At 47.2% G+C, this 22,493-nt stretch carries 19 protein-coding genes and 1 tRNA gene; 6 read left to right on the top strand and 14 right to left on the bottom strand.

Annotation, left to right across the window (positions count from 1 at the left end; translation table 11 throughout):
* Positions 1-51: 51 nt before the first annotated feature.
* From lspA to ACQ4M5_RS22940, 3 genes are all read right to left on the bottom strand, one after another.
* Entirely contained in the window at positions 52-570 is a 519-nt protein-coding gene (gene lspA / locus ACQ4M5_RS22950) for a signal peptidase II (RefSeq protein ID WP_430678006.1), read from the bottom strand.
* A gap of 141 nt (positions 571-711) precedes the next feature.
* A complete protein-coding gene (locus ACQ4M5_RS22945; RefSeq protein ID WP_430678005.1) occupies positions 712-1,443 on the bottom strand; it encodes an SDR family oxidoreductase in 732 nt (243 codons plus the stop codon).
* 40 nt (positions 1,444-1,483) lie between these two features.
* Positions 1,484-2,518, bottom strand: coding sequence for an NmrA/HSCARG family protein (locus ACQ4M5_RS22940; protein ID WP_430678004.1), 1,035 nt, complete (start codon positions 2,516-2,518; stop codon positions 1,484-1,486).
* A gap of 143 nt (positions 2,519-2,661) precedes the next feature.
* Between ACQ4M5_RS22940 and ACQ4M5_RS22935 the strand changes: the two genes are divergently transcribed.
* Positions 2,662-3,021 (top strand): winged helix-turn-helix transcriptional regulator, encoded by a 360-nt coding sequence (locus ACQ4M5_RS22935; RefSeq protein WP_430678003.1) that lies wholly within the window; start codon positions 2,662-2,664, stop codon positions 3,019-3,021.
* A gap of 11 nt (positions 3,022-3,032) precedes the next feature.
* Here the strand turns inward: ACQ4M5_RS22935 and ACQ4M5_RS22930 are convergent, their stop codons facing one another.
* Positions 3,033-3,656 (bottom strand): biotin transporter BioY, encoded by a 624-nt coding sequence (locus ACQ4M5_RS22930; protein WP_430678002.1) that lies wholly within the window; start codon positions 3,654-3,656, stop codon positions 3,033-3,035.
* Between the two features lie 549 nt (positions 3,657-4,205).
* On the opposite strand from ACQ4M5_RS22930, the gene bioB reads away from it, so the two are divergent.
* Together bioB and ACQ4M5_RS22920 are read left to right on the top strand one after the other, a co-directional pair.
* Positions 4,206-5,159 carry a biotin synthase BioB gene (gene bioB, locus ACQ4M5_RS22925; RefSeq protein ID WP_430678001.1) on the top strand — a complete coding sequence of 318 codons (954 nt, stop codon included), beginning with the start codon at positions 4,206-4,208 and terminating at the stop codon, positions 5,157-5,159.
* Positions 5,160-5,230: 71 nt separating this feature from the next.
* Positions 5,231-6,979 (top strand): tetratricopeptide repeat protein, encoded by a 1,749-nt coding sequence (locus ACQ4M5_RS22920; RefSeq protein ID WP_430678000.1) that lies wholly within the window; start codon positions 5,231-5,233, stop codon positions 6,977-6,979.
* Here ACQ4M5_RS22920 and ACQ4M5_RS22915 read toward each other — a convergent pair.
* On the bottom strand, positions 6,969-8,135 hold the full coding sequence (locus tag ACQ4M5_RS22915) for a hypothetical protein (protein WP_430677999.1): 1,167 nt from the start codon (positions 8,133-8,135) through the stop codon (positions 6,969-6,971). The two genes, ACQ4M5_RS22920 and ACQ4M5_RS22915, sit on opposite strands and share 11 nt — an antisense overlap.
* Positions 8,136-8,177: 42 nt before the next feature.
* On the opposite strand from ACQ4M5_RS22915, the gene ACQ4M5_RS22910 reads away from it, so the two are divergent.
* Together ACQ4M5_RS22910 and miaB are read left to right on the top strand one after the other, a co-directional pair.
* Positions 8,178-8,945, top strand: coding sequence for a PFE-CTERM domain-containing protein (locus tag ACQ4M5_RS22910; RefSeq protein WP_430677998.1), 768 nt, complete (start codon positions 8,178-8,180; stop codon positions 8,943-8,945).
* Between the two features lie 258 nt (positions 8,946-9,203).
* Positions 9,204-10,556, top strand: a complete 1,353-nt coding sequence (gene miaB, locus ACQ4M5_RS22905; protein WP_430677997.1) for a tRNA (N6-isopentenyl adenosine(37)-C2)-methylthiotransferase MiaB — start codon at positions 9,204-9,206, stop codon at positions 10,554-10,556.
* 3 nt (positions 10,557-10,559) lie between these two features.
* Here miaB and ACQ4M5_RS22900 read toward each other — a convergent pair.
* From ACQ4M5_RS22900 to ACQ4M5_RS22885, 4 genes are all read right to left on the bottom strand, one after another.
* Positions 10,560-10,644 (bottom strand) — tRNA-Ser (locus ACQ4M5_RS22900).
* A 70-nt stretch (positions 10,645-10,714) separates the two neighbouring features.
* On the bottom strand, positions 10,715-11,686 hold the full coding sequence (locus ACQ4M5_RS22895) for a PPC domain-containing protein (protein ID WP_430677996.1): 972 nt from the start codon (positions 11,684-11,686) through the stop codon (positions 10,715-10,717).
* 29 nt (positions 11,687-11,715) lie between these two features.
* On the bottom strand, positions 11,716-13,614 hold the full coding sequence (locus ACQ4M5_RS22890) for a protein kinase domain-containing protein (protein ID WP_430677995.1): 1,899 nt from the start codon (positions 13,612-13,614) through the stop codon (positions 11,716-11,718).
* 21 nt (positions 13,615-13,635) lie between these two features.
* Positions 13,636-15,324, bottom strand: coding sequence for a trypsin-like peptidase domain-containing protein (locus tag ACQ4M5_RS22885; RefSeq protein WP_430677994.1), 1,689 nt, complete (start codon positions 15,322-15,324; stop codon positions 13,636-13,638).
* A 331-nt stretch (positions 15,325-15,655) separates the two neighbouring features.
* On the opposite strand from ACQ4M5_RS22885, the gene ACQ4M5_RS22880 reads away from it, so the two are divergent.
* Positions 15,656-16,576, top strand: coding sequence for a toll/interleukin-1 receptor domain-containing protein (locus tag ACQ4M5_RS22880; protein ID WP_430677993.1), 921 nt, complete (start codon positions 15,656-15,658; stop codon positions 16,574-16,576).
* Here ACQ4M5_RS22880 and ACQ4M5_RS22875 read toward each other — a convergent pair.
* The 5 genes from ACQ4M5_RS22875 to ACQ4M5_RS22855 form a co-directional block, all read right to left on the bottom strand.
* Positions 16,573-17,340 carry a cobyrinic acid a,c-diamide synthase gene (locus ACQ4M5_RS22875; protein WP_430677992.1) on the bottom strand — a complete coding sequence of 256 codons (768 nt, stop codon included), beginning with the start codon at positions 17,338-17,340 and terminating at the stop codon, positions 16,573-16,575. The genes ACQ4M5_RS22880 and ACQ4M5_RS22875 overlap by 4 nt on opposite strands.
* A gap of 254 nt (positions 17,341-17,594) precedes the next feature.
* Entirely contained in the window at positions 17,595-17,831 is a 237-nt protein-coding gene (locus tag ACQ4M5_RS22870; RefSeq protein ID WP_430677991.1) for a CP12 domain-containing protein, read from the bottom strand.
* A gap of 332 nt (positions 17,832-18,163) precedes the next feature.
* A complete protein-coding gene (locus tag ACQ4M5_RS22865) occupies positions 18,164-19,777 on the bottom strand; it encodes a glycosyltransferase family 2 protein (RefSeq protein ID WP_430677989.1) in 1,614 nt (537 codons plus the stop codon).
* A 14-nt stretch (positions 19,778-19,791) separates the two neighbouring features.
* A complete protein-coding gene (locus tag ACQ4M5_RS22860; protein WP_430677988.1) occupies positions 19,792-20,514 on the bottom strand; it encodes an HAD family hydrolase in 723 nt (240 codons plus the stop codon).
* Positions 20,498-21,985 carry a mannitol dehydrogenase family protein gene (locus tag ACQ4M5_RS22855; protein WP_430677987.1) on the bottom strand — a complete coding sequence of 496 codons (1,488 nt, stop codon included), beginning with the start codon at positions 21,983-21,985 and terminating at the stop codon, positions 20,498-20,500. Before ACQ4M5_RS22855 ends, ACQ4M5_RS22860 begins: the two co-directional genes overlap by 17 nt.
* Positions 21,986-22,493 lie beyond the last annotated feature (508 nt).

Here is a 22,493-nt window from a genome sequence, read left to right as displayed (position 1 = left end):
ACCGGGAAGAATTTACGGAAAGTTTATTAGAAGCCTGCGGAAATTACGGATTCAATTAGAATTTTTTTGCGGATCGGGTGTGCGATAGATTCCAATCAACAGACAGATAATCCCGATATTGATGAAGACATCTGCCAGATTGAAAATTGGAAACTGAATCCAGACAAAATTCGGAAACGGATTCGGGAAAGGGACGTAGACGAATGGAACTTTGATGAAGTCCACCACGTGACCTAAGACGAAGCGATCGATACCGTTCCCCAATGCCCCGCTGAGAATCAATCCATAGCCCCACTGTTCCCATCGTGGCATCCGTCGTCCAAACCACGCCCACGCCATCAGAGCCACACTTGCGATTAGAGAAAGCCATCTGAGCAACGGACTCCCCGACAGAATTCCAAAAGCCGCACCGTCATTCACTACGTACACCCAGTGCAACACCCCAGGAATCACTCGAATTTCTTGCGGTGGAATCGTCAATGCCATCGATTTCACCACGATCAGTTTGGTAACTCGATCGAGAATCAGTCCCGCGATCGCGGCAATCCAGAAAAAGCGGTTTTTAAACATGGGGTGACGGCGACCAGTAGCAAGATTCCAATTCTCACAGAAAATCGACGCGCTTAGAAACCTACCTTGAACAAAGCTGGCTGTTCGCCAAGCAAATAAAGTTTGCGGCAATCCCTCACAAGCGAATACATCGCTAGATGCTCACCATGGAATTTCTCCATCTTCATCGAGAAATTTACACGTTGGGGAGGCATTCATCGTTGCAAGCTTCACGATAATTGCCGCTCCTTGTTCAACAGTACGGGGCGCTGCGTCTGTCCCCATCTCTGTCTGCACCCAACCAGGGCAAATCGAGTTGACACTAATCTGCTCATCCGACAAATCTTTTGCTAAAGCGATCGTCAAAGCATTAAGCGCAGTTTTAGAGGCATTATAGGCAGCAGTATTGAGTTTATGGAAGATGCTATCTGGGTCACTGACCGAAGCAAGAGAACCGAGCGAAGATGAAACGTTAATCACTCGCGCTGCTTCAGCTTGCTTTAGCAATGGCAAAAAATGATGAATAACCGCGAATGTACCAAACACATTGGTTTGAAATGTATCTTTGAGAATATCTACACTTAGCAAAGCGGGTCGAGTTTTTGCAGAAAATTCGTAATTAACGCCTGCATTGTTGATTAATACATCTACCTTTTCCCAATGTTTGGCAATGGTTTCGGCAGCTTGTTTAATCGACTGGTCATTGGTCACGTCAATGTGAACAAAGTGAACGTCAGAGCCATCCTTTCGGAGTGTTTCTACGGCTACCTGCCCACGCTGTAGGTCACGCGCTCCCAGTAAAACAGTAAAGCCCTGGGATAAGAGTTGTCGAGCAACCTCGTTCCCGATTCCTTTATTTGCGCCTGTGATAAGCACAATTTTCTTGATTGTCATAGTCTTGCTGCCTTTCGCATCTGAGTTGAATTTTTCATATTTAGGTCATGCTGTTTGTTTTGCTTTGATCTTCAATTGACTTTTGAACTGCTATAGGCTCTCCTTTCCAACGAGTTCGATGCAGCCATTCCTTAAAGCTGGTGAGGTGAGGATGAATTTTGCGAAGCCAATCAAAATCGCGATCGCAGCCGTAGGTTTGAAGGAACTCAAACATATTGCTTAGATCCGTAGTGCCGGGATACCCAAATGAACGAAATTGATCAACGGTAAAGGGGTCATAAACTGCCTGAATCCCCGTAATCTCTGTGAACGTTTCAACCACTTCCTGCATCGTTATACTTTGTGAAGCAACCGCTAGAGTGGTTCCTACAGTTTGTTCTGGATGTCCAAAGATGTATCGAGCGAAAACTCCGATATCATCGAGTGCAATCATTGTCCACGGTTTATTTGCCATTGGCAGTGTAAAGACTAGGGTTGGATCGTCGAGAGAGCGAGGCTGAGGCGCGAAGTAAGACTGCAAATTTTCAAAGTAGGATGTGGTTTGTAAGACAGTGGTGTGGTGGCGATACCAATCGTCCAACGTCCATTTATTCTCAATCTCCTCTTGTACAATTGCCTTCGCATCCGAGTGAGGAACAGAAAATTTGCCGCCTGATAGACGAGACATATGATCGAGGGAGCTATACACGAAATGCTGCACATTTGCTGCTTTGGCGATTTCTAATATCTGGTTGCCTTGAGCAATTTCTGCATCGCGACTTGCTTCGAGATACGAGAGTTCATTCGGAAAATCGCTTGGGCTGAATAATCCCCACATATCCGTATTGCAGTAGATTCCATAAACCTCGTGTGTGGCTGCTTGGAGATCTTCTACGTTCCTGGAATTGCCTTGAAACAGTTCGATTCGATCGCTGAGATTTGTAAGTGCAAAAGCGCGATCGCTGTGAATATCACGAGTCAGTGCTCGAATAAACCACTGTTTGTCAGTGTCTTGCAAAAGATGCTCAATCACTTTGCGTCCCATTGCGCCTGTAGCACCAATCACAAGGATTGCTTGTCTCTTCTGCATTTCCATGTATTGTTTCCGCTAGATTTCGTGTGAGTCATTGGCAGACAGTCCAAAACTCACATCAAGATTATTTGCATTAGCTTGTTTTTTACAAGTACGCAGAATAATCTGACTTAGTATGAAATCGAGACTAAGGGAGCCAATTCACGATGGCGATGAAGACCACCCAAAAATTCGTATGTCCGTTAAATGCAGCGATCGAGATTGTGGGTGGGAAATGGAAGCTGAAAATCCTGTACCATCTGCTTGACAGCCCAAAACGATTTGGAGAACTCCGTAAATTACTCCCTAGCGTGACACAGCAGATGCTCACGACCCAATTACGTGAATTAGAGCAAGATGGTGTTATTCATCGAGAAATTTACAAAGAGATCCCGCCCAAGGTGGAATATTCAATGACGGAGTTCGGTAGGAGTTTAGCTCCTGTTTTGAATGCTTTGACTGAATGGGGTACAGCGAACTTCAGCAGAATTGAACAACTTAGAGAAAACGGCTCTTCAACTTCATAATCTACCTGAAGCTAGTAGAACATGATGCGGCGTAGCACAAAAGCTAGAACTGCGATCGCACAAGTAACCGCTAATTGCCCCGGCAGTAAATTAATCGAATACGTCAGAAACGCCTGCCAGATCGAGCCTTCGAGTTTTATCCACTGAAAAAGCGAACCGAAAATTAAATACAGAACGCCGATCGTATGAATTACAAATAATCCACAAAATCCACTAAACGCCAGCGATTCCAACCGAGGAGGCGCTTTGAATGCCAAAAATCCACACACCCAAGCGCCCGGAACAAATCCGAGTAAATATCCGAAACTCGGTGCGCTTAAATACTGAATTCCGCCCCCTTGAGAAAACACCGGAAATCCTGCCAATCCCAAGGCTAGATAAGCGATTTGTGACATGACTGCCGCATTCTTTCCACCCAAACAGCCGATCAGCAAGACTGCCCCAATCTGGTAACTCACACCGAGAAAATGAAGCGGTACAGAAGGCGAATTCCAGGGTACACCCGCGATCGAAGCTCTCAGCAACGTTCCCCCGATCGTTAACATCAGCCCAATCAGTGCCCACAACAAATCGGTGAGCGTAATCCGAAATCGACGCGATCGAGCAGGTGAGCGGCGTAGAGGGGTACGAGTCATAGTCATGGAATTGTACATGGGAAACGATCGCCACTTCATAGAATTCAGGCTTGGAGATTGTATCTCAGGTCAGAATCGATGATGATAAAGAATCGTGCTTTGGCTGACTTATCGTCAACAACCCAGCACTGAAGTGACTGGGCTTCCAGCCTAGAAACTTAAGTTTCAGTTGACCAGACTTAGCCCTTTGGGGCTACGTTTTCTCAGTCACGACACCCAAGAATGCGTCGCTAGTTCTTGGCTCTGTCGCTTGTCGTTAAACACTTTATTTGGGTTAAGGACGTGCTGCAAGCCGAACAAGCTGAGAAAACATTGTCGAAGCGCACATTACCCCGCAAGGGAGTTTCGTCGCGATGCGTACAGGACAAACGATTTGAGGCGGTAACTGTCCCGCTGAAAGTGCAACACAAAAGCACACCGAATCCAGTCGTTCCAAGGCGGTCGCGACACAACCCAAATACTGACGGATGTAGGCGGTTAAAACCGCTCGTTGTTTTTTCCTCTCAGGTCTGAAGACGCTGAGTTTCCACAACTACCACGTATTTTCTTATGATTGCTGCTGTTTCTTCTCGCGATCGCATCGCCCAAATTTATCATCAGCCGTTCCCAGATCTTCTATTTGAGGCGCAACGAGTTCATCGCGAACACCACGATCCGCGACAGGTACAGTTTTGTACGTTGGGAAATATTAAGAGCGGGGCTTGTCCTGAAGATTGCGGCTATTGCGCTCAAAGTGTCCATCACAATACGGGACTGAAACCGGAACCGCTGATGAATTTGGATGCGGTGTTGGAAGACGCGAAGGCGGCGAAAGCAGGCGGATCGACGCGGTTCTGTATGGGAGCAGCTTGGCGGGAAGTGCGAGACGGGGCACAGTTCGATCGAGTTTTAGAAATGGTGCGTCAAGTGGCGGCTTTGGAACTCGAAGTCTGTTGCACTCTGGGAATGCTCAAACCGCATCAGGCACAGCAATTGAAAGAAGCGGGATTGACTGCATACAATCACAATCTCGATACTTCAGAAGAGTATTACAGCAAAGTGATTACGACTCGGACGTATCAAGATCGACTAGAAACGATTCGAGCCGTAAGCGATGCGGGGATTTCTGTCTGCTGCGGTGGAATTTTGGGATTAGGGGAATCGATCGACGATCGCATCTCTCTCCTCGAAACTTTGACCACATTGAATCCGCCACCCGAATCGATTCCGATTAATGCACTGATTCCAATTGAAGGAACGCCGCTAGAGAGTTCGACCCCGATCGATGGAATTGCCCTCGTTCGCATGATTGCTACCACTCGAGTCCTATTTCCAAAAGCAATGGTGCGATTGTCCGCAGGTAGAACTCAGATGAGCGACGAACTGCAAGCGATGTGCTTTTTCGCAGGTGCGAACTCGATTTTTACCGGGGCAAAACTGTTAACAGCACCAAACCCAGAACGATCGCACGACGAGGAATTAATCATCGATCGATTAGGAATGCAGCCGAAACCACTTGTTTAATCGGCTTGAAAAGTTCAGAATGTTTGCACATAATTGCTGTGAATTTGCAGTTAAATCGGGAAAGCAGATACATGACAGAAGCACTACTCATTGGCTTGGGACAATTTGATGATTCCAGCATTCCTGCGCTGTCTGCTGCCACAAATGATGTTGAAGCTCTGAAAGAGTTACTGCGTCGTCCGGATATTGGGGCAAGTCGTAGCGATGATGTCATGGTGCTATCCAATCCACCGCTGAGACAACTTCGAGAAACGATCGAGACGTTTTGCACTCTGCGCGACCCGGACGAAACGACGCTGATTTACATTTCAGGTCACGCGATTCTGAACGACCAAGGACAAATTCTTTTCCCCTGTCGCGACACGATTCGAGCCAATTTAGAACTAACCGCGTATTCCCTTGAAGAACTGAAAGCAGAACTCGAAGCTTGTCGATCGAATCAAGAAGTCGTCATCCTCGACTGTTGCTTCACGGGAACCTTTGCCAAGGGCATGATTTCCAAGCAAGATTTTGAAGCGATCGCGCAAGAATTCAGCAGCAATCGTCGAGCGTTACTCACTTCTCCAACCTCGATCGACTACTCGATCGAACACAAATCTAAACAGCTTTCGACCTACAGCCGATTTTTACTCGATGCCTTGGAAACCGGAATGGCAGACGGAATCGCGAATCAGCCCCTAGATGGCACAGTCAACGTCAGCGAACTTCACGCCTATCTTGATAAACATTTTGAATATACGCAACCTGCGCTTTCTCCCACACTTCACAGTCAAGCAGACGGCTACACGATGGTGATTGTGTATGCACCTCATACGGAATTTCGTAGACAAGCGATGAGTCTCGCAAGTCAGGGCGAAATCTCGATCGTTGGTCACAACATTCTGCAAGCCCGACAAGTCAAAGAAGGAATTTCTCCCGCTGTTGCCAGTGCGATTCGAGAAGATGCGATGATGCCGCACCGATTAATGCAGGAAAAGCAACGACAGTTCGATCGAGTTCGTGAAGAAGTCAGCCAGCGAGAATCGCCGCTCAGTGACAATACTCAAGCCGAATTGTTACAGCTTCGTCAAGAATACGAACTTCCTCCAAATCCTTTTGCTACAGAGCCAATTCCTGCTGCCACATTTGTGAGCGAACCAATCACAGAAGCACCTTTAGCAGTCCCAGTCGAGGCAACGGTCGAAAGTGATACTCCGCTCGAAAGTTCGGGTGGCAATCGTCTCACTCAATTTCTCAGAGAACGTCGATTGCTGCGATCGCCCGATGAAGAGGTCGAACCCGCAAATGATCCGGCTTCTCGATTCCTTCAAGAGCGCAATATTTCCCCAGAACTCGTTCGATTAGGACTGGCAAGTTTAGCGGTTCTAGGCTTATTCGGTGCGGTGCTCTGGGCATTGTTCCAACCGTTTCCTGGATCGCGTCCTCAGATTGCCAGTGCCCAAGGTTGGTTTGATGAAGGAACTCGCAGAGCACAAGCGGGAAATAGCAACGCCGCGATCGAAGCATTCACGGAAGCTCTGAACCTAAGTCCCACTCCCGCCAATCGTGCCGCCAATCTCTATTACAATCGCGGCGTTGAATATGCAAACAATGGCAATGTGGATGCCGCGATCGCAGATTACAACGAAGCGATTCGACTCGATCCCGCTCTCGCAGATGCCTACTTTAACCGAGCCAATCTCGCTGCAAGACGAGGCGATCGTTCCGCAGCTTTAAAGGATTACCGCGCCGCAGAACGGCTCTATCAGCAGCAAAACAATCCACAAGCACGGCAACAGGCAGCAGACGCAATTCGATCGCTGCAACAAACTAACCCATAAGATTCGCTTGCAAAATCAGTAGGAGATTGGCGATCGCGAATGAAATGCTAAAGAGCGGCATACAAATTTGTCGATCGAACCGAATCGCACGATCTGCACATTTGTGTTCTACCAACCAGCGAGAATAAATTGCGATCGCGACTGCGACAAAAATATACGCCAAAGTTGTAATGTGAATCTTATCGACTAGCGTTAATTGCTCAGTTCGACCCAAAATATTTTCGATGCCTCGCATATTCACGAGCGTTGCAAATAGCGCCGTACTGAGTAGACTTAACCGTGAAGTTGTAAAGCCACTTTCTGCGGTATTGAAAAAGAACGACAACAAGGTAATTAACGCAGCCGCATATACGCCCGCAGTCACTTTTAGGAACGTCATGACTTTGTAGCGCTGAACCTTGATCTCGATTTCCATGCCAGAATATTCGCTCTTTCCGGTCGTTAATTCTGGATCACCAAAGGTGGACTCATAGACGGTGTTTTTTGGAGCGATCTGAAAGTCCGTGATGCGCCAACCTTCAATTCGCATTTTGCTGCGGTAACTAGAGTTCTTTGTATCGGGCGTGTAGACGAAAGCAGACGTATCAAGCGTCGATTCTTCGAGATGGATTTTTAACGTATGTCGATCGAACGGATAGTTTCGGACATCCCACGGATGCGACAGCGTTGCTTTGATCTTTTCTTGTGTCCAATACACTTTGTCTTGTGCCTGGAAATTCCCGGTTTTGTCTTTGCGCTCGGTTACGCTGTTATACATTCTTTCGATTTTGGTCGCATTGACAAATTCAATGTTTTTGATCGGATCTAAGTCTTTCGAGGGGCAAACGCTCCAGATCCAGAAGTCCGCTCCAAACGCTTTCGTAGTCGGTTCTAAGTCGCGGAGTGTCGTAATGTAAGTTCCGATTCGACAAGTTTTGGGTTCAGCCAAGGCATCCGTAATTTGACTGAACCAAAATGTGAGGATGAGCAGAAAAACGATCGAGTATTGTTTTAATCTCAGCATGAAATTTGGGGCAAACATCGATTCAGAGAGGGTTCTGCTATGAATGCCCAGAATGGCTCCTAAATTCTGCGAATCGATGTTCGTAATTCTACGAGGAGCGGAGTGAATTTCTCGATCGAGTTCCGCATTTTTTCGAGCTACCGCCCCAAGCATGAACAGTACGATTCAGGCAAACTCTCTGAGAGATTGAATCCCATGATGAAGAGTAAAACAAGTCTCCTGCCCCTAGGTGCGGCGGGAGCAGCGATCGTGTCACTGGGTTGGGCAACTCCCACTCATGCACTTAGCGTGATCGGGAATAATTTATTTCCAATCTCTAACACGAATACCTCTAGCATTAACGATAGCAATATCGACCCTGCAACGAGTCTGCCTGCTCCACAGCGAAAAGCGGTGGGATTTACCACAGATAGCCGGACTTGGGCGTTCAATTTTGCTGATCTGGGTCTGGTCGGTCTGGACGCTAGTGATGCTCCGATCGTTGAATTGCGCGAAGACAGCCTGAGTAACCCTGGAAATCCTGGTACTGCGGTTGTCGCAACGCTTGGAAACTTTAATCCAACTCCAACAGGTGGAGGACGAAACGTTTTTCGAGTGACATCAACGAGCGGTTCGGTTGTGTTAGCTCCCAATACCACCTACTGGTTATATCTTGCAGGTGGGGCATACAACTGGTACGAGAATGGACCGACCGATCCCGTAACCGGACTGCCAACAGGTCCTGGAGATTTACCGACCGCGCTGAACAGCTCCGGATGGGCGTTTGTTAACTACAGATTTACGGGAAATGGTTCTCTAGATTGGGGTGCTGGAAACGGTATCAGAAATGCGTTTCAAATTGATGCAGATGAAATTACACCGATTCCATTCGCATTCACGCCGATTCCTGGATTGATTGTTTCGGGCATCATTGGCGGTCTGAGACGTGCAAGAAAGAAGGCGATCGAGACTGTCGAAGCATAAAAGACAGATTGAGGAGTTGAGGAGAGCGATCGAATAGCAGTACCTACTTCAGTTAGGACACTTCTAAGAAGCCCCCCAGCCCCCAAGCTTGGGGAAGCAAGAGTCTTAAGCCCCCAGAATTGGGGGTTTGGGGGCAACTCCGAGGATGTCCTAATCTAAACTTCTACCGCTATATCTATTCGATCGCTCTTTTTTCGATCTCAGCAAATCAAACGAAATCAATCTAGAATGAGGTTCTGAGTTTATTTCTTGTCGCCCATGACTGCTTCTCGTCGCTATCACATCACCACGTTTGGCTGCCAAATGAACAAGGCAGACTCCGAACGTATGGCTGGAATTCTGGAAACAATGGGCTTTGAATGGTCAGAAGAGCCAAATGAAGCGGATTTGATTCTCTACAATACCTGCACGATCCGCGATAACGCTGAACAGAAAGTCTATTCATATCTAGGACGGCAGGCACAACGGAAACAAGAAAACCCTGATATTACGATCGTGATTGCGGGATGTGTGGCGCAACAAGAAGGAGAATCCCTTTTACGTCGCGTTCCCGAACTCGATCTGGTGATGGGTCCGCAGTACGCGAATCAACTCGAAGATTTGCTCGAACAAGTGTTTAACGGAAACCAAGTCGTTGCGACTGATCCGATTCATATTGTCGAAGATATTACGAAACCGAGACGAGATAGCCAAGTTACAGCTTGGGTGAATGTGATTTACGGCTGTAATGAGCGCTGTACTTACTGTGTGGTTCCGAGTGTGCGCGGTGTGGAACAATCTCGGACCCCAGAAGCAATTCGGGCTGAAATTGAATCCTTAGCGGCTCAGGGTTACAAGGAAGTGACGCTGCTCGGTCAGAACATTGATGCGTATGGGCGCGATCTTCCCGGAACAACTCCAGAAGGGCGAAATCTGCACACCTTCACAGATTTGCTTTACTTTGTGCATGATGTGGAAGGTATCGATCGTATTCGTTTCGCGACCAGTCATCCGCGCTATTTCACCGAGCGATTGATCCGCGCCTGTGCGGAACTTCCCAAGGTCTGTGAGCATTTTCATATTCCATTCCAGTCTGGAGATAACGAAGTCCTCAAGGCAATGGCGCGAGGATACACTCATGAGCGCTATCGTCGAATTATCAATACGATTCGCGAATATATGCCCGATGCCTCGATTAGTGCAGATGCGATCGTTGGTTTTCCTGGCGAAACTGAAGAACAATTCCAAAACACGCTCAAACTCGTTGAGGATATTGGCTTTGATTTGATCAACACAGCCGCTTATTCTCCACGTCCGGGCACTCCTGCGGCAGTTTGGGAAACTCAGTTATCCGAAGAAGTGAAAGCCGATCGATTACAGCGGATGAATCGATTAGTGTCGCAAACCGCAGCCGATCGCTCTCAAAGATATGCAGGACGAATTGAGGAAGTCTTAGTCGAAGCGCAAAATCCGAAAGATCCGACTCAAGTAATGGGACGGACACGCGGCAATCGATTGACATTCTTTGCAGGCTCGATCGACGAACTGCGCGGAAAATTAGTCAAAGTCAAAATCACCGAAGTTCGCCCGTTCAGTTTGACCGGACAGGCGTTAATTGAAGTTCAAGTGTAAAAACGGAGAGGGTGGGATTCGAACCCACGGAACCTTTCGGTTCATTCGATTTCAAGTCGAACGCGATCGACCACTCTGCCACCTCTCCAGGCACTTGGATGATTTTAACTCAGTTCGGGTCAAATGAGATCGTCGGTTTTGACGATCTCATTTTGCAATTAATACACACTGACTCGAAACCGTCCCCGTCGATCTGAGGTGGAAGAGTTCACCATGATGTAATACTTATCGTCTGAGGGCAGCTGAGTTCGCTCGATCATGGCACGAAATAGATAATTGACATCTCGACTAGTTGTAATCACATCGCCCTTCGAGTTTAGTAAGAACACAGTCGGGAAAAATTCTGCACGCACACTATCTACGCGGATATTTATGAACTGATCGCGCCTACCTTGAAACTCAAACAACTCATATGGACTATTGTCTTTTGTTAATTTCGGACTGTTAGCCGTTAAGTCCGATACTTTATCGAGCAGATACGTCGCTCGATCGTCCCTCATCATCAAGCTATATCGTCCTGTCGCATTCTCTTTCACACTGGTCACGATAATCCGATACGTTCCATCTTCAGGTAAGCGCAGATAAACAAACGCATTTCGCCCTGTTTTGTCCCCAGCGTATCTTCTGGCAATGATCTCCTTACTATTCGGGGCATACACAAACAAGGCAGGCGTTAATCCTAACCGTCCGTCACTGCTGCCGACGAGCCGAATGGTAACAGGCTGGTTTTTCTTGCCTTCAAAGTAGTAGACGTGATAGTAGCGCTTGTCAGCAACAAGATCCCCCCTGGCAAGAACTCCGAAGTGAGGATCGACAAAATTAATTGGCTTAACCGTCGGTTTTCTAGATTCGGGCTGCGGCTGTGGGCGTGGAGTCCTGCGACCTGAACTGCCGCGTCGTACTGGAGGACTATAAACAGGTTCACTACTTCCACCGCCTGAATTGATCGGGGCGGGAGCGGGGGGATCAGGTTGTTGAATAGGAGCAGGTTCAGATGGTGCAGCGGGTTTACTGCGTCCCAAGCCTGCTGCTGCACCTTCGATCGACGCGATCGCTTGCAGTGCCATCGACAAAACAAGACCCAAACTCATTAGACTGCTGACCAGATAAGTCTTTGTGCGTTTAACCACACTCATACTCCTGCATTAATTAAGGTAAGTTATTTTCGAGCAACCATCTGAACTTTGCCGAAGAGCGTTTCTTCGTCGGCTGTGCTGTTCACATAGGCATTCCAATCGCGCTCGGTTAAGACGGCGGTCTGATCACCTTGAGCATGGAACACCTGAATCTGGTTGAACGTGAGATTTTTGTAGGCTGGAATGTCTTCTCTGGGATTGCCTCGCAAGCGTCCCATAAACAGTGCTGTAATAATTCGATGTCCGCGATCGCTCGAAAAATCGGGATTCGCCGAACTGTCGTATCGAATCGTGATTTGCTCTGCATCCAATTTTTCAACCGTGGGCTTAATCGCGTCGATCAGATCCTTTAGGTCAGGATTCTTTCTGGGAATTTCCGATCGCAGGTAACTCTGAATCAATCTGGCTTGCCAGGAAAAGACTTTTTCTTGAGCTTTAGAATGAAGCGAAGAACGATTTGAGATCGTCTGAATTGTTTCGATTGCTTTTTCTAAGTCGCCGCTCTGAGCGATGCTTACAGCTTCGTTGAATAGGACTTGATCCGAATCGATCGGATTCGGATCAGGTGCTTGTACGACTGGAGCAGGCGGCGCGGATTGAGGTTGTCGTGTGAGCACAAACGTAACGAGTCCAACAATCGCACTTATCGCCGCGCCTGTTCCAATCCAAATCGCAAGCCTACGATGCTGGGGCGCTCGTGGTTGTGGCAACGCTTCTGGAGTTAATTTGGAAGTACTTGATCGAGCTTCTCCGACCTTGGATGGCTGTGAGTGAGAAACTAGGGTTGCCGCTGGAACCGGAATTGGGTCTGATGGCTTGGCTGAAACAAGGGTTGCTTCCGGTACTTCAAGCATGGGATTCGCAGGCTTGGGTAATTCGACCGTGACTTCCGATTGTTGCAGTGTTGAATTCGATGACTCGACCGCAGCTTCCACAGGTGATGTTTCGGCAATCGGCGCTGGTGAAACAATCGTGGCTGGAGTTGTACTTTCTGTTTCAGCGGTTGCAATCGGCTCGATTTGAGCGCTCAATTGCAGCAAATCATCTAACGCTTGTGTCGCGGTTTGATAGCGCTCGATCGCTCGATATCGCACCATCTTTGTAATCACGTCTGCAATCGGTTGGCTTACTGTTGCAAACTGCTGCCACGATCGTTCATCCGCATCAAGATCATCTTTGAACGCTTCGGGCGATTGTCCCGTCAATGCTTGAATCGCGGTAATTCCCAACGCATATATATCACTGCTCGGACGGGGTTTGCCGCTGAACTGTTCTGGAGGCATATAGCCGAGCGTTCCTACAGAAATCGTCACGCTGGTATGACCTTGTTTGACAACATGCGATCGCCGAATCTGCTTGACTGCTCCAAAATCAACGAGCACCAATTTGCGATCGGCTTGGCGGCAAATCAAATTCTCTGGCTTGATATCGCGATGAATCACCTGATGGTCATGCACAAATGCCAACACCGTCAAGACTTCGATGAGCATCTGATAGACCTGATGTTCTTGCCAAGGTTGTCCTGCAATGAGCTTAGCGCTCAAAGGTTCACCAGCAATAAACTCTTGTACTAGGTAGAACTCTTGATCATCGCGAAAGTACGCTAACAACCGAGGAATTTGATCATGATTGCCTAAGTTTTCTAAGATTTCTGCTTCTTGTTGAAACAATCGCCAAGCGTCCTGCAAAAACTCAGGATCAGGATTCGCAGGTTGGAGATGCTTTACGACACAGCGGGGCTTTCCAGGTCTAAGCAAATCTCCGGCAATGTAGGTTCGACTAAACCCACCTTCGCCAAGATAATCGAGGACTTCGTACCTTTGAGCCAGTTTGACTCCCTTCGGCATATAGTATTCGCGTGGAGTGACTCGCCCACCTCCCTGAGACATGCGGTGCTGTCTGCCCAGAATTTTTCTCATCATGACTTGATGCCTCTGAATCAATTACTGGTGGCTGACATCTGTGCGATCGATCTGCCCATTCGCATTCGAGTAAGACAGAGTCACTAAATTGCTGGGATCGTTGCCGATTTTGACTTGCATTCCATCTCTGAGTTCGATTCCAGAGCTTGGAATCGGAGTCCCGTCAAGATAAATTCCGTTCGTGCTGGAAGTGCCGTTGCCATCTCCATCAAACAGATAGTAGATATCGCCCTTTTTGCGGAAGATCGCTTGTTTACGAGAAATCACACCCCAGCCTTGAGTGGGAAATTTGATGTTCGACCAACTCACATCCCGTCCTAATCGATGTTCTGATTGATTGAGGTTGAGACTTAACTGGTTGCCCTCACCATTCTTGAGATTAATCCGGTGCAGACTGCTGACACTGGTGGGGCGGAACAGTCCTGAAGCCGCTTTGGAGATCGCTCTCCACGATTTACGATCGCGCTTCTTGCCTGACACATCCGGAACGCTTAAACCCACCGGAATGCCTGCCATTTGTTGAGTGGGCTTTTGACGGAATAAGAGATAGGCAATCACGAGAATCAATGTGGTAAATCCGCCGATCACGCCCCAGAAGAGAAACTGTGGACTGACCGCCCGTTCTGCAATCTTCTGGTTAGAGTCGCGAATTAAGCGATCGATTTCGGAATGGTACTTGAACAATCCTTTGACCGCTTCAAACTTGAGCTTTGCACCTTCGTATTCGCCACGTCCATAAAGCTGTAGACCTTGCTGATAGAGTTCATTGATTGTTCCGGTTTGATTTGTTGCGCCTGCCGGACTTAAAAACTCTCGAATCACACTCGCAGGAACCGCAAACGCGACTTCTTCAGCGTCGTTGCCAAAGCTGAACGTTGCAATTCCGATCACTTTCCCTTGCTCATTTAAGACCGGACCACCAGAAGTTCCCCTAAGTATGGTTTGATTCAACTGAATCACAGGCGTTCTATCAGCTAGAATCTTGTTTGGATTTGCCACGGTGTTATCCATTACCGAAGCTTCTGAAAGTGCTTTCTCATTTAAGTCTGCTGCTCCTGGATAGCCAATCGTCGTCACTTTATCTTGATACTGAACGATTTCAGCGGGGTCTGATAACAACAACGCAGGTGTATTTTTAAGCGCAATTTTAATCACGGCAACATCTTTGTTTCCGCCTTCACTATCTTTGGTGTCTTGGATCGGCTTACCTAGCTTTTTCAGATCAAACTTAAATTGATAACCACGATCGCCGCTCGATTCGTTGAACAGAACAACATTCTGATAAAGTACAAAGTCCTCTAACTTGCTATCGTTGCGAATTCGAGATTTGACTTCCGCCGATACATCTTCGGGCTTGTCTCCGGTAACTTTTTCTACGAGTTTGTTGAACAGAATGGATTTACAGCCGTTTTCACCTTTCTCGACCGTACTCACCACATGAGCATTTGTCACAATGTATCCTTCAGTGTTGATAAAAAACCCCGATCCTGTTCCTCCCGCAAACACTCGCTCATTCTCTTCAGATTTAACCTTGCCGTCTTTGAAATACTCCGTATAGCGGTACGTTCCGGTACATCCTGCCTCAATGCGGACGACCGAGGGTTTAGCATCTAAGACTAATTGCTTCGCTGAAGCTGCTTGAGCGATCGTAAGAGTCGGAAGCAACAACAAGCAGGTTGAAACAGCGCGATAAGGAATACACTTACGCATAGTTAAAGCTCTTTATTGTAAGGATGCGAAAATTCGATACAGCAGCGGATTCATCAAACCGTGGAGCGTTCCAGTCAAGTCAATCGCCCGAACAAAATTGAGAACTTTGATCAAGCTCTCTTCGTGTGATTGAAGCGGTCTATGTGAACGATTTACCTCAGTAATTTCACACACAATTCCTGGGTTTCAATTTATTCTTCAAAATATTTAAAGGATTGTCAAGCCCCATTAAGAAGGCGATAAAAGCTAGAGTTATTCCTGGAAGTGCTGTAGATTAGGAAAAATCTCTGTCCGCTGCATCGTAAAAATCGCAACTGTTTGTAAAGTCAGCATGGTCAGAAAACCCGTTGAAATTTTCTTCTCTTACTCTCACAGAGATGAGCCGTTTCAAGATGAGCTAGTGAAACACCTGGGAGTTTTGAAACAACATGGAATTATCCAGGCGTGGCACGATCGCCAAATTGTGCCCGGTAGTCAGTGGGCAGACAAGATTGATAAGCATCTCAACAGTGCAGATGTGATCTTGTTGCTGATTAGCGCTGATTTCATCGCTTCGGACTATTGCTATGGAATTGAACTCAAAAGAGCAATGCAACGTCACGATCGAGGTGAAGCTTATGTGATTCCTGTGATTTTGCGTCCGGTCGATTGGCGAAGTGCGCCGTTTAGTCAGTTGCAAGCACTTCCGAAAGATGGAAAAGCAGTGACGCTATGGACAAATCAAGATGAAGCGTTTACGAACGTGGCACAAGGGATTCGTACCGTAGTAGAAGCGATTCGTCAGCGTGAACAGGAGTCAGTCCGTGTTCCTCGTGAACGAGAGTCAGTTCGCATTCCTTGTGAACAGAAGGCAGTTCGCGTTCCTCGTGTCGAGCCATTTCCACCTGCACCGTCTTCGATTCAGCACACGGCACTTTCGATCGCGATGGTCTTGCTCGGATGGCTATTAGCCAAACTGATCGGACAACAAATTGACATTCCTCAATCCATCATGCTTGCGGGTGGTCTGGGTGGGTTGATTACTGGACTATCGATTACCATGCGACTTCAGTTAATTCGGCAAACTTATTCTCGGTATTTGTTGCGATCGCTGCTGAGTTGGACAGTTGGTAACGGGATGTGGGGTTTTCTCGTCGGGTGGATTGTTGAGTCTGGAGGGGTTAGTCAATCAGAGGGCGTGTGGTTTGTCATCCTGCCAGGAATTGCCGCTGGAGTACTCTATCTAATTTGGAAGTTGAGACAAATTTACTAAAGCGCTGTCTCTGGCTCGATCTCGAAAATATAGTCGTGATCGAACACGATCGCATCGGGATGTCGAATCACTGAAAAGCCGAAATTGCTAATCACATCGGTGGTGAACGTTGCGATCGCGAGTTGAGTTAATTTTCGATCTGAAATTTCTGGTCGTTGAATAAAGTAGTCTCGACGCGCAAAGAATAGCTTTTCATCTCTGGGTACGATGATTTGATTCAATCGATGCGTTTGCTGAATCGGCTTGAGATACAGCGTGATGAATTCCTCTTGATTGCGCTGGAGCCGATAAAGCCGTTCATGCTGTAACCAACTCATTCGGAACAATAATTTGATGATTTCAAAACCGAGAATGTAATTGTAAATATGATTTCGTTCCTCGGTGCTGACAACGACACGCAGTGCAGATTCGAGGATCAGATCCGGTTTGACTCGCGAATCCTGAGCAGAATGGATGTAAAACTGGCGAATGTAGTCTCTTAGAACGGGTTCTGTGAGTTCTGTTTCGATCTGAAATCGATCGAGGTTGAGTTTGACCTTTTGACGAATTTCCTGATTTTCGACTAGCTTAGAGATTAAGCCATTTGCAGTGTATTCATCCAGGAATTCGGCTCTGACATCAGATGACGCGGCACAGAGCAAATGACACAGAGACAACACATAACGCCGCTGATTCCAGGGCAAGCTCTCCGCCCAGGATTTTGCTTCGGGTGGAAGCTTTTGCAAAATATTCTCGATCGAGTCCGGGTGCAGAGGATGGGTCATGATCGGGAAACTGAACACACTCGTTTAGTGTGCCCACTCTAAATCATCAATAAAAAAGCAGCGATGTTTGAGATCACTGCTTGAGAGGTGTATGCAATTGCTAAAGCGTATCTTCTGCTTCAGAGATATCGTTCTGCGCTGAGATGGAGAACTCCAGGGCGCTCTTGACTTGCTTCGTTTCGTTTTCTCGTTTTCAGTGTAGGAAGTTGACAAGAGTGTAACCTCCTCCGATCGAGTCACCCGACCGAATGAGATCACACATCGTAAACGCGACATTCTGCTGCGTCCGGATTCTCATCGCAGTAAGCATTAAAAGCGCTTTTCGTGTCCGATCGACGATGTGAAATTTCCGCTTGAACTTCTTCGACCGCATCCCAAGCCGTAGCACATTCACCAGACATCATGCCATTTTCGCCACAAGCCGCATGAGCTTGATTCACGAGATCATCTAGTCGCTGTGCGATCGTAACGTCTTCTTTTGCTTGAGTCATAACCTTACCCCTGGTTGTAGTGCAAACTGGGTGAATACCTTTAGTGTGGCTGCAAATTTCAGAATCAGGCTGACCCTTAACCTTTAATTTAACAATCCGATCGCTGCCTAAGCGGATGCTTTAAGAGGGTGTTTGGAAAGCAATCATTCATCGCATTCACCCGCCCGGAAATGAATCTCCGGGCTGATCGGGGAAGCCCACTAAACTGGGCTAAGAACTCCGTATTGCTCTCTTAGCCCGCTTCAGCGGGGTTTCCTCCATTAGCCCGGAGATTCATTTCCGGGCGGACTGGCAACGCAGCAAAGCCGCTTTTTATCCTTCTCAAACACCCTCTAATGCACGCTTTGTACAGCTAGAGTTTCCGGTGAAGATTCTAGCTCAAGATATTGCTGCCAAAAAGTCGGAGAAATCAGTTCTTGTGCCGCATCCTTCCACTCCTGGCTAACAGACGACCATTTCGATCGCCCTTCAGATACAATACTCGTCCATTGCTCCAGAAGATGAAGGTGCGTGAGTGGATCAATTTCAGATTGATTCTCGTAGCTCCGACTGAGTTTCAGCACCTTGGGATGCGTCGTTTCTGGGTCATTGTCCTTGAGCAAGCTTGGACCTTTGAGATAGTCTGCAAATGCGTTCATCAACATCTGAGCACGATCGTAGTCGGGCATTAACAACGCCAGCATAATTTCTCTGGTGTAGTTGTTAACGACGTGCGTGTAGTTGGGTGAATAGTGGATAGCGTAGGTGATTAAGTCATTGCGGAAATAGTAGTAGGCTTCCCAGTTCAACTTCTTCGCAGATGCAGGAATGTGCCAGACTGCCATTGAGGGGAATGTCACGATCGGAATGCCGAATTTTTTCTTAGCTCTGAAACAGTACTCGACATCATCGAGTTTGATAAAGAACGGTAGCGGCAGGTTGAGTTGGTCTACGAGTGTTCTAGAGAATGAGCAAAACCAGAATCCCCCGTAATCTGCATCTTCTTCAACGAGAAGCTGATTGAGGGTTTGAGATTGTCGCAGGTCGAGACAGTGATTGAGTGGAACTAACGAGCCAGATGCGCCCTTTGTTTTAGAGTCCTCGCTATAAGTTGCTCCTGCTTCATACAGAACGTGCTTATCAATGAGGCTGAGTAAGCCACCTGCAACGATCAGTTCAGTTTTAGCGTACTCGTGCACAGCGAACAGCCGATAGATACTTTCGCTTTCTAGTTCAATGTCGTCATCCATTAGTAGAAAATGCGAAGAATGTCCATCTGCTAGAGCTTCCATCAATCCTCTAGTGAAGCCACCACTACCGCCTGCGTTCTTGTTCGGAAAGATGTTGACTCTTGAATCTTGAAACTCACTGGGGTTCAGCGTTCTACCATTGTCAGAGATGAACACTCGAAGGGGTTTGTCTCGAAGTAGCTCATCTTGCAGAAGAGTCGCCATTGTCTCTCTAACGTAGTTCTCTTTCTTGTACGTACAGATGACGATACCGAGTGATACTTCTCGCGATCGCGGTTGATCGGTCGCAATCCAACCGGATTCAAAACAACCTTCTTGGCTTAAACAGGTGATTTCAACATAGATTCGACCTGCATTCTCGTTTTGCAATAGCTCGATCGATGAAAGTTTCACAGGTGACGAAAGTTGACACTGCTCGAAGCTTTCTTCTAAAATCTTCTCCCTTTCGTTGCTTTCATTGGTTTCCCGATAAACTACAACTTTAAAGCTGCCTTCTAGCTCCAAAACATAGTAGATAGAGCTTAGCGATGTGTAGTTAACATAGTATTTTTCATAGAATGAGTTGAAGTAAGAGCTTGAAGAAATGACTCCACCTTGCTGGAAGACCACTCTTTTGCTGCCGTTCTGTTCATCGATCGAGACTGTCTCGTTACAGTGAAGGTATAGTTCAGAGATGTCGGGCGATTTGGGAAGTTTGATTCTGCCTAAGATGTTCATAGAGTTCGTAGATGTTAGAGTAACGAAATGAGTTCGGGCATCTGTTCGATGATCTGATGAGCACCCGCTGATTGCAGGACAGCAATCCGATCGCTGCGCTCTTCATCAGTAATATGTGCGCCACCTACATAGCCAACAATCAGTGGAATCTCAGCCGCGATCGCTGATTTGACTCCGCTCACAGAATCTTCGATTGCAATACAGTTTGCAACATCTACCCCCAAATTTTGCACTGCATGAAGATAGATATCGGGAAGTGGTTTCGGTCGTCGTACCGGGAGAGAATCGTGAGCACTAAACACACGATCGTTCTCAAAGTGGCAAGTTAGTTCAGATGCCATTAAACAAGCTTTCAACCGTCGCGAACTGCTGTTGCTCACTAAAGCAAATTCAATATTACGATCGTTTAATTCATTCAATACAGCAGGAGTTCCCGCAGTCGGTTTCGCGTTGAGACTGAGATGTTCGATCGCCCGATCCTCTTCTTCGAGCACAAGTCGTTGAATGTCAGTTTCACTCAGAGCCGATAGACAATCTGCATAAACCTGCATCAAGATTTCTCGATAAGGCTTTCCCGCAAACTGTTTGATAAACTCAGGAAGCGTGTAGGATCTTGCACCAGGAAACTCATTTGCGACTTCAAGCGTAAGCTGCCACGCGCTTTTAAGAGCAATAATTTCACTATCAACAACAGTTCCATCGTGATCGAACAAGACAACTCTAGGCGGCGATATCATTCTGAAAATGCTCCTCACTATTATGATGCCTTAATGTAGCGGATAATCCAAAACTGCGAATCTCCCTTAAAGCTCGATCGCATTCTCGATCGAGCATCCTGCTACATTCATTTCGTTCCAGCCCAAGAGCCTGACTAAAGCTTGCTCCTGCTCGAATTGCACTAATCACATCACTCCGATCTTGAACATTGAACTTGCTTTCTTGTACTGCTAACATCCAAGCTGCGATCGGGAGAATCAAGCGGTGAGAATTGATTTCTTGAATGTACGCATCTTGCAGAATTGGAACAATATACTTACCGAGCTTTCTAGAAGTTTCTGTGGCAATCCGTTCAATCGCATCGGGGAGCGCTTCATTACTGAGCCTGAGTAACACACGATCGATGTACTGTTCGCACATCTGATAATCGACTGGAGTTGCAGCCGCGATGTCATCCATCAGCGATCGGAGAAACAAGTGAAACTCAGGTAATCTAAGAACTTGATGCACGTACTCGATTTCAGCTTCAACCGCTAAACAAGCAATAAAAGTGTGAACCGCATTGAGTAGTCTTGACTTGATGTACAAAAAGGGATCGATGTTATCGGTCATCGTCACGCCTGTGTCTTCCCAGGAAGGTCGATCGCTGCTGAACTTGTCTTCAACGACAAACTGCCAGAAAGGTTCTGTGACGATCGGAGCAACATCATGAACGTTCAGTAATTGACGCGGATATTCACAGTCAGAATCGCACTGGCGAGGAACGATTTGGTCTACAACCGTATTCGGAAAGCTTGTTTGATTTGCAATATGTTCAACAAGTGCTGGATCAAGCTGCTCGGCGTAAGTTAGTACCGCACGTTGCAAGATATCACCATTCTTCGGTAAGTTGTCACAAGACAGAATCGTTAAGGGTTTCAGGTTGCGATCGCGCCGTCGTCGTAATGCCTCAACAATGAAGCCAATCACAGTCGTAGGGCGAGTTGGATTGTCTAGATCATGAGCAATTTCATCACAGTTCGTATTGAGATTAAACCGTGAATCAAGGCAGTAGCCCGCTTGCGTCACTGTTAGCGTAACCATCTGAACAGAGGGCGATGCCATCAATTCAAGCACTTCGTTCGGATTTTCTGCACCATTGATAATCTGATTGATTGAGCCAATGATATCTGCCGATTCGTGCTGTTCGTCTCCGTCGTAGCGCTCGACTAGAGTATAGAGAAAATTTTGGGGTTGCAGAGTTGCGATCGCATCTCTACTTTTGAGACTGACCCCGCAAATTCCCCAGCGTGGGTCTTTCTGCGCTAAGTGTTTGTGAATAATGCGAGCCAGATGCGCCCGAAAAAACCGACCCGGACCAAAGTGAACAATTCCAGTTTTTAGTTCACCACGATTATAGGGAGGCTGTTGATTCCAGAGTTCAGGAACAGTCGCGACTGCTATTTTATTTGCGTTTTGAAATTCTGACGCTGGCAAGAGATAGCCTTTCATAGCGTTTTTTTAGTAATAAAGCTTAGGTTGGACGCAGAACATTTTGTGCATGAACTCATCCGGGGGCTGTGTGCTTTTATCGTATGGGCGACAAATTCACTTGCTATCTATCGTTGGTGGGATTAGTCGATTCTCACCATTCGCTGACATGAATTCATCGACACGAACTTTTATAGCAGTAGAAGCTTAGATTAGGACATCCTCGGAGTCGCCCCCAAACCCCCAATTCTGGGGGCTTAAGAGGGTGTTTGAAAAGCAATCGTTCATCGCATTTACCCGCCCGGAAATGAATCTCCGGGCTAATCAGGGAAGCCCACTAAACTGGGCTAAGAACTCCGTATCACTTTCTTAGCCCGCTTCAGCGGGGTTTCTTCCATTAGCCCGGAGATTCATTTCCGGGCGGACTCGCAACGCAGCAAAGCCGCCTTTTGTCCTTCTCAAACATGATCTAAGACTCTTGCTCTCCCAAACTTGGGGGCTGGGGGGCTTTCTAGAAGTGTCCTAACTG

Origin of the sequence: Leptolyngbya sp. AN10, from assembly GCF_050565645.1 — a bacterium.
In the GTDB taxonomy this organism is placed as follows: domain Bacteria; phylum Cyanobacteriota; class Cyanobacteriia; order Leptolyngbyales; family Leptolyngbyaceae; genus Leptolyngbya.
Note: the sequence above shows the minus strand (reverse complement) of the source record. Positions and strands in the feature narration are given on the sequence as shown.

What these genes read in the sequence shown, in the direction of transcription:
- lspA (WP_430678006.1), bottom strand. Translation starts at nt 570, where the DNA reads ATGTTTAAAAACCGCTTTTTCTGGATTGCCGCGATCGCGGGACTGATT.
- ACQ4M5_RS22945 (WP_430678005.1), bottom strand. Translation starts at nt 1,443, where the DNA reads ATGACAATCAAGAAAATTGTGCTTATCACAGGCGCAAATAAAGGAATC.
- ACQ4M5_RS22940 (WP_430678004.1), bottom strand. Translation starts at nt 2,518, where the DNA reads ATGGAAATGCAGAAGAGACAAGCAATCCTTGTGATTGGTGCTACAGGC.
- ACQ4M5_RS22935 (WP_430678003.1), top strand. Translation starts at nt 2,662, where the DNA reads ATGGCGATGAAGACCACCCAAAAATTCGTATGTCCGTTAAATGCAGCG.
- ACQ4M5_RS22930 (WP_430678002.1), bottom strand. Translation starts at nt 3,656, where the DNA reads ATGACTCGTACCCCTCTACGCCGCTCACCTGCTCGATCGCGTCGATTT.
- bioB (WP_430678001.1), top strand. Translation starts at nt 4,206, where the DNA reads ATGATTGCTGCTGTTTCTTCTCGCGATCGCATCGCCCAAATTTATCAT.
- ACQ4M5_RS22920 (WP_430678000.1), top strand. Translation starts at nt 5,231, where the DNA reads ATGACAGAAGCACTACTCATTGGCTTGGGACAATTTGATGATTCCAGC.
- ACQ4M5_RS22915 (WP_430677999.1), bottom strand. Translation starts at nt 8,135, where the DNA reads ATGCTTGGGGCGGTAGCTCGAAAAAATGCGGAACTCGATCGAGAAATT.
- ACQ4M5_RS22910 (WP_430677998.1), top strand. Translation starts at nt 8,178, where the DNA reads ATGATGAAGAGTAAAACAAGTCTCCTGCCCCTAGGTGCGGCGGGAGCA.
- miaB (WP_430677997.1), top strand. Translation starts at nt 9,204, where the DNA reads ATGACTGCTTCTCGTCGCTATCACATCACCACGTTTGGCTGCCAAATG.
- ACQ4M5_RS22890 (WP_430677995.1), bottom strand. Translation starts at nt 13,614, where the DNA reads ATGATGAGAAAAATTCTGGGCAGACAGCACCGCATGTCTCAGGGAGGT.
- ACQ4M5_RS22885 (WP_430677994.1), bottom strand. Translation starts at nt 15,324, where the DNA reads ATGCGTAAGTGTATTCCTTATCGCGCTGTTTCAACCTGCTTGTTGTTG.
- ACQ4M5_RS22880 (WP_430677993.1), top strand. Translation starts at nt 15,656, where the DNA reads ATGGTCAGAAAACCCGTTGAAATTTTCTTCTCTTACTCTCACAGAGAT.
- ACQ4M5_RS22875 (WP_430677992.1), bottom strand. Translation starts at nt 17,340, where the DNA reads ATGACCCATCCTCTGCACCCGGACTCGATCGAGAATATTTTGCAAAAG.
- ACQ4M5_RS22870 (WP_430677991.1), bottom strand. Translation starts at nt 17,831, where the DNA reads ATGACTCAAGCAAAAGAAGACGTTACGATCGCACAGCGACTAGATGAT.
- ACQ4M5_RS22865 (WP_430677989.1), bottom strand. Translation starts at nt 19,777, where the DNA reads ATGAACATCTTAGGCAGAATCAAACTTCCCAAATCGCCCGACATCTCT.
- ACQ4M5_RS22860 (WP_430677988.1), bottom strand. Translation starts at nt 20,514, where the DNA reads ATGATATCGCCGCCTAGAGTTGTCTTGTTCGATCACGATGGAACTGTT.
- ACQ4M5_RS22855 (WP_430677987.1), bottom strand. Translation starts at nt 21,985, where the DNA reads ATGAAAGGCTATCTCTTGCCAGCGTCAGAATTTCAAAACGCAAATAAA.